The 986-nt window shown below is 60.6% G+C and carries 1 protein-coding gene; it reads left to right on the top strand.

The features are described from left to right. Positions 1-986 (top strand): aminotransferase (locus EN994_RS33070; RefSeq protein WP_127308233.1); only part of this gene is annotated, 986 nt, incomplete at both ends.

The following is a 986-nucleotide window of genomic DNA, read 5'->3' as shown; positions in this document are numbered from 1 at the left end:
CCACCATGCACCCCTACACCAACCTGCGTCAGCACGAAGAAACCGGGCCGCTGATCATCAGCCGCGGCGACGGCATCCGTGTGTATGACGAACGCGGCAAGGAATACATCGAAGGGCTGGCCGGGCTCTGGTCGGTGGGCGTCGGCTTTTCGGAAAAGCGGTTGGCCGACGCTGCCTATCAGCAAATGCTGAAGCTGCCCTACTACCACACCTTCTCCTCCAAGGCGCATGAGCCATCCATCCGGCTCGCGGAGAAACTCGTGGAGATGACGCCGGAAAACCTGACGCGTGTCTTCTTCACGTCGTCGGGCTCGGAAGCCAACGACACCATCGTCAAGATGATGTGGTTCATGAACAACGCGCTGGGCCGGCCAAAAAAGAAGAAATTCCTGGCACGGACCAAGGGCTATCACGGCATCACCGTCGCCTCCGGCAGCCTGACAGGCTTGCCGGTCAACCATCGCGACTTCGATCTGCCGGCCATTCCCGTTCGCCACCTGACCTGCCCGCACTTCTATCGCTTCGGCATGGCAGGCGAAGACGAAGCCGCCTTCACGGCGCGCCTGCTCGCCGAGCTGGAAGCGGTGATCGCCGAAGAAGGGGCTGACACCATCGCAGCCTTCATAGGAGAGCCGCTCATGGCAGCCGGCGGCGTTCTGCCACCGCCGGTCGGGTACTGGGAAGGCGTGGAGAAAATCTGCCGGGCAAATGATATCATTCTGATAGCGGACGAGGTGATCTGTGGTTTCGGGCGGCTTGGTACGCCCTTCGGCGCTCAGAAATACGGCTTCACGCCTGATATCATGACGGTCTCCAAGCAAATCACGTCGTCTTATATGCCGCTTGCCGCCGTCATTTTCTCCGATGCGATCTATCAGGCGATCGCCGACAACACCGCCACGATCGGCAATTTCGGCCACGGCTTCACGGCGTCAGGTCATCCGGTCGCGACGGCAGTGGGTCTCGAAAACCTGGCCATCTTCGAG

This window comes from Mesorhizobium sp. M7A.F.Ca.CA.002.09.1.1, from assembly GCF_003998555.1.
GTDB classification, from domain to species: Bacteria; Pseudomonadota; Alphaproteobacteria; order Rhizobiales; family Rhizobiaceae; genus Mesorhizobium; species Mesorhizobium ciceri.
The sequence above is the reverse complement of the archived record's forward strand: the minus strand, read 5'-3'. Positions and strand labels throughout refer to the sequence as shown.